A 4,965-nucleotide genomic window follows, 5' to 3' on the forward strand; every position below is an offset into this window, starting at 1 on the left:
GACTGATAGACGTCGGCGATGGTGACCATCGACACGCCGCCCTTCTCGTCGACCACCTCGATGCCGCCGCCCATCGCCGCCGGCTTCACCGTCAGCATGTGCTTGCCATCGGCCGTCGGCAGCTTGGCCCAGCCGCCGCCCTGGGTGATCAGGCCCTGCAGCGCCGCCGAATCATAGCGGCCGGGGACGACGTGATAGGTCAGGATGCTGGTCAGCAGCTTCTTGTTCTTCGGCATGACCAGCGTGTCGACCGTGCCGGCCGGCAGCTTGTTGAAGGCCTCGTTGGTCGGGGCGAAGACGGTGAACGGGCCGGCGCTGTTCAGGGTGTCGACCAGCCCGGCGGCCTTGACCGCGGCGACCAGCGTGGTGTGGTCGTTCGAATTGACCGCGTTCTCGACGATGGTCTTGCTCGGGTACATCGGCGCGCCGCCGACGGTCACGGTCTTTTCGGTGCTGGTCGCCGAGGCCGTGTTCATCATGTTGCCGGAGCAGCCGGCGATGGCGAGCAGGCCGGCGAGCGCGACGGCGCAGACGGAAGCCTTCATTGCGGATTTCATTGTTGTCCCCATCCTGATTCGGTCGCGTCCGACGGCGTTCGCGCCGGGCGGATGAGCAGCGAAACTCATCGGCAGGGATTACGGGGCGGACCTGGGATTGGATGGACAAAGACTGAGAAAGACCGATTCTGCCTGATTATAGTAACTTTATTGCCGCCCCAGTCTGTCATGCCCGGACTTGATCCGGGCATCCAGAGGCTGTCGACATCCTCTGGATTGCCGGGTCAAGCCCGGCAATGACAGATGGGGTAAGGCGACTCGCCGATGGCGCCTCAATGCGCCTCGGCCCAGCTGTGGCCGATGCCGGCCTCGGCGACCAGCGGGACCTCCAGCACGGCGGCGCCCTGCATCACCTGTTGCGCCACCTCGGCGGTGCGCTTGGCCTCGGCCTCCGGCGCCTCGAACACCAGTTCGTCATGCACCTGCAGCAGCATGCGGGCCTGCAGCCCTTCCGCCGCCAGGGCGTGGGGCAGGCGGGCCATGGCGCGCTTGATGATGTCGGCCGCGGTGCCCTGGATCGGCGCGTTGATCGCCTGGCGCTCGGCGAAGGCGCGGCGGGCCGGGTTCGGGTCCTTGATGCCGGGCATGTGGCATTTGCGGCCGAACAGAGTCTCGACCCAGCCGCGCTCGCGGGCGATGCGCTTGGTCTCGTCCATCCACACCTTCAGCTCCGGCAGCCGGTCGAGATAGGCGCGGATGAAGGCGGCCGCCTCCCCCTGCGGGATGCCCAGCTGCGCCGCCAGGCCAAAGCCGGAGATGCCGTAGATGATGCCGAAATTGATCGCCTTGGCCTTGCGCCGCACATCCGGCGTCATCTCCGCCAGCGGCACGCCGAACACCTGGGACGCGGTCATGGCGTGGATGTCGGTGCCGTCGAGGAAGGCCTGCTTCAGCAGCGACACATTGGCGATCTGCGCCACCAGCCGCAGCTCGATCTGGCTGTAGTCGACCGAGATCAGCTTGTGCCCCGCCTCGGCGACGAAGGCGTAGCGGATCTTGCGCCCCTCCTCGGTCCGGATCGGGATGTTCTGCAGGTTCGGCTCGTTCGAGGACAGGCGGCCGGTGTTGGTCGCGGCCAGCGAGTACGAGGTGTGGACGCGCTGGCTCTTCTCGTTGATCTGGGCCTGCAGCGAATCGGTGTAGGTGCCCTTCAGCTTGGCCAGCTGGCGCCATTCCAGGATCTGGGTCGCGATCTCATGGCCTTGCGCCGCCAGCAGCTCCAGCACGCTCGAATCGGTGGAATAAGCGCCGGTCTTGCTGCTCTTCTTGCCGCCGGGCAGGCCCAGCCGCTCGTACAGCACCTCGCCCAGCTGCTTCGGGCTGCCGACATTGAACGCGCCCTTGGCCAGCACGTGGATCTCGGCCTCCAGCGTCGCCATGCGCTCGGCGAACTCCATCGACAGCCGGGACAGGGTGGCGCGGTCGACCTTGATCCCCGCCATCTCCATGTCCGCGATGACGCCGACCAGCGGCCGCTCGATCGTCTCGTACACGCTGGCCATCCGCTCACCCACCAGGCGCGGCTTCAGCAACATGTGCAGCCGCAGGGTGATGTCGGCATCCTCGGCGGCATAGGCCAGGGCCTTGTCCAGCGGCACCTTGTCGAAGGTGATGGCGTTCTTGCCAGTGCCGCAGACCGCGGAATAGGGGATGGTCCGATGCTGCAGATGCAGCTCCGACAGCTCGTCCATGCCATGGCCATGCGCCCCGCCGTCGAGGACGTAGGAGATCAGCATGGTGTCGTCCCAGGTCGTGATCGGCAGGCCGACATGCGGCCGGCCCAGCACATGGGCGTCGTATTTCAGGTTGTGGCCGACCTTCAGCACCGACGGGTCGGTCAGCACCGGTCCCAGGATGCGGCGAACCTCGTCCATCGGGATCTGCTGCAGCGTCTCGCCGCCGAAGTTCAGCCCGCCGCCGTCCGGCGGCACATGGGCCACCGGGATGTAGCAGGCCTTCCCTGGCGCGGTGGCCAGCGAGATGCCGCACAGCACCGCGGCCTCGGCATCCAGCGAATTGGTCTCGGTGTCGATCGCCAGAACCCCGGCCGCGACCGCGGCATCGGCCCAGCGCTGCAGCGCCGCCGAATCCTGCACCAGCTCGTAATCCTGGGCGATCGCCTCCGGCGCGCCCGGGGCGGACAGGTCCTCGGCCGCGCGATCGGTGCTGGCGCCCAGTTTGGCGAAGGATGCCTCGACCCGGGTGATGGTGGTGCGGAACTCCATCTCCTCCAGGAACCCGACCAGCTTCTGCCGGTTCGGCGGCCGCACCACGATGCCCTCCAGCCCGAACGGCACTGGCGCGTCGGTGCGCAGCCGCACCAAGTCGCGGCTGATCCGCGCCTGGTCGGCGAACTGGATCAGGGATTCGCGCCGCTTCGGCTGCTTGATCTCGCCGGCCCGGGCCAGCAGCGAATCGAGGTCGCCATACTCGGTGATCAGCTGCGCCGCGGTCTTGATGCCGATGCCGGGCACCCCCGGCACGTTGTCGACGCTGTCGCCGGCCAGGGACTGCACGTCGACCACCCGGTCCGGCATGACGCCGAACTTCTCCATCACCTCGGCGGCGTCGATCGGCTTGTTCTTGATCGGGTCCAGCATGGTCACGCCGTCGCCGACCAGCTGCATCATGTCCTTGTCGGACGACACGATGACGACGCGCGATCCTTCCTCCCGCGCCATCCGGGCATAGGTGGCGATGATGTCGTCGGCCTCGAAGCCGTCGACCTCGATGCCCGGCAGGTTGAACGCCTCGCTGGTGGCGCGGATCAGCGGGAATTGCGGCACCAGCTCTTCCGGCGCCGGGGGGCGCTGGGCCTTGTAGGCGGGGTAGATCTCGTTGCGGAAGCCGCGTTCCGACGCGTCGTAGATGACAGCGAGATGGTCGGCGTCGAGGTCGGCCAGCAGGCGGATCAGCATGTTGGTGAAGCCGTAGATGGCGTTCACCGGCATCCCGTCCGACTTGCGGATCATCATCGGCAGCGCGTGGAAGGCGCGGAAGATATAGCCGGAGCCGTCGATCAGATAATAGGTCTTCGGCGTGGTCGACATGACAAGGACTCCGGCACGGGAACAGAGCGCGACCATGCCGCGCCGGGCCGCGGGTGTCCACCCGGTCGGGCACCGACCATGCTCAGGCCAGAACCAATTGCATTTATGAACCAGTTAATTTATGAAATCGGCATCAGGGACGCCAATCACAGGGGAAACGCCAGCATGACCAAGCTCGTTGTCCGCGCCTTCTCGCTGTCCGTGGACGGCTACGGCGCCGCGTTGGAGCAGAGCCTCGAGAACCCGTTCGGCAAGGGCGGCATGGTGCTGCCGCAATGGGTCTTCCCCACCCGCACCTTCCAGAAGATGTTCGGCAAGGAAGACGGCGAGACCGGCGTGGACGAGGATTTCGCCGCGCGCAGCTTCGAGAATATCGGCGCCTGGATCCTGGGCCGGAACATGTTCGGGCCGGTGCGCGGCCCCTGGCCGGACGACAGCTGGAAGGGCTGGTGGGGCGACGTCCCGCCCTATCACGTGCCGGTCTTCGTGCTGACCCATCATGCCCGGGCGCCGCTGGTCATGCAGGGCGGCACCATTTTCCACTTCGTCACCGACGGCATCGACTCGGCCTTGGACCAGGCGAAGCAGGCGGCCGGCGGCAAGGACATCCGGGTCGGCGGCGGCGTCGCCACCGTCCGGCAGTACCTGGCCAAGGGGCTGATCGACGAGATGCACCTGGCCCAGGCGCCCGTGCTGCTGGGCAGCGGCGAGAGCCTGTTCGCCGGGCTCGACCTCGCGGCCCTGGGCTATGCCTGCACCGAGCAGGTCAGCTCGGCCCGCGCCACCCATTTCACCATCAAGAAGCAGGGCTGAGCGGGGCGGGCGGGCACAGCTCGACCACGCTGCCGGACGGGTCCTCACTCTTGTTGATCATCCGGCAGACCGGGCGGCCAGCGACGTGGCGGCCGGCGATCGCTTCCGGCATCCAGACCAGCCTCACGAGGCGGCGTCATCGGATATGCGGCCGGCCTCAGTGCGACGTCGGGCGAATTCGGTTTCCACCTCGTCCGCGGGCACCAGTCGGCCGGCATCGGCCGAGTCCAGCCCGAGTTGCACCTGTCGGCGGTACCAGACGTCGTACTTGGCCTCGTTATCCCGGCGTTTGATGTAGTCGCGTATGAAGTCCCGGATCAACTGGGCCTCCGCGTGTTTGCCATTGCGTCCAATGTAACACCTGGAAGCGGGCCGGACATTGAGCAAGCCTCGTGCTTGCTCACCTCACCCCAGCAGCGCTGCCAGCACCGCGTCCAGGCGCTGGCGGCCGGCGGGGGTGGCGGTCAGGCGGTCGGTGTCCTCGGCCAGGAAGCCGTGGCCGATCAGCCGGTCCAGGTTGCGGCGATCGATCGCCCGGTCGAAGG

General features: G+C 67.3%; 4 protein-coding genes. 1 reads left to right on the top strand and 3 read right to left on the bottom strand.

The features are described from left to right. Both AC3XYG_RS06035 and polA read right to left on the bottom strand, forming a co-directional pair. Positions 1-545, bottom strand: a 545-nt coding sequence (locus tag AC3XYG_RS06035; RefSeq protein WP_489138908.1) for a fasciclin domain-containing protein, incomplete at its 3' end; no start/stop codon positions are given. Between the two features lie 284 nt (positions 546-829). After that, positions 830-3,607, bottom strand: coding sequence for a DNA polymerase I (gene polA / locus AC3XYG_RS06040; RefSeq protein ID WP_489138909.1), 2,778 nt, complete (start codon positions 3,605-3,607; stop codon positions 830-832). A gap of 165 nt (positions 3,608-3,772) precedes the next feature. Here polA and AC3XYG_RS06045 point away from each other — a divergent pair, with 165 nt between their 5' ends. After that, positions 3,773-4,420 carry a dihydrofolate reductase family protein gene (locus AC3XYG_RS06045; RefSeq protein WP_489138910.1) on the top strand — a complete coding sequence of 216 codons (648 nt, stop codon included), beginning with the start codon at positions 3,773-3,775 and terminating at the stop codon, positions 4,418-4,420. A gap of 123 nt (positions 4,421-4,543) precedes the next feature. Here AC3XYG_RS06045 and AC3XYG_RS06050 read toward each other — a convergent pair whose 3' ends face one another. Beyond that, the gene (locus AC3XYG_RS06050) at positions 4,544-4,741 is read right to left on the bottom strand and encodes a hypothetical protein (RefSeq protein ID WP_489138911.1); all 198 of its coding nucleotides are present in this window, start codon (positions 4,739-4,741) and stop codon (positions 4,544-4,546) included. Positions 4,742-4,965: the final 224 nt, after the last annotated feature.

The organism is Inquilinus sp., from assembly GCF_057815775.1.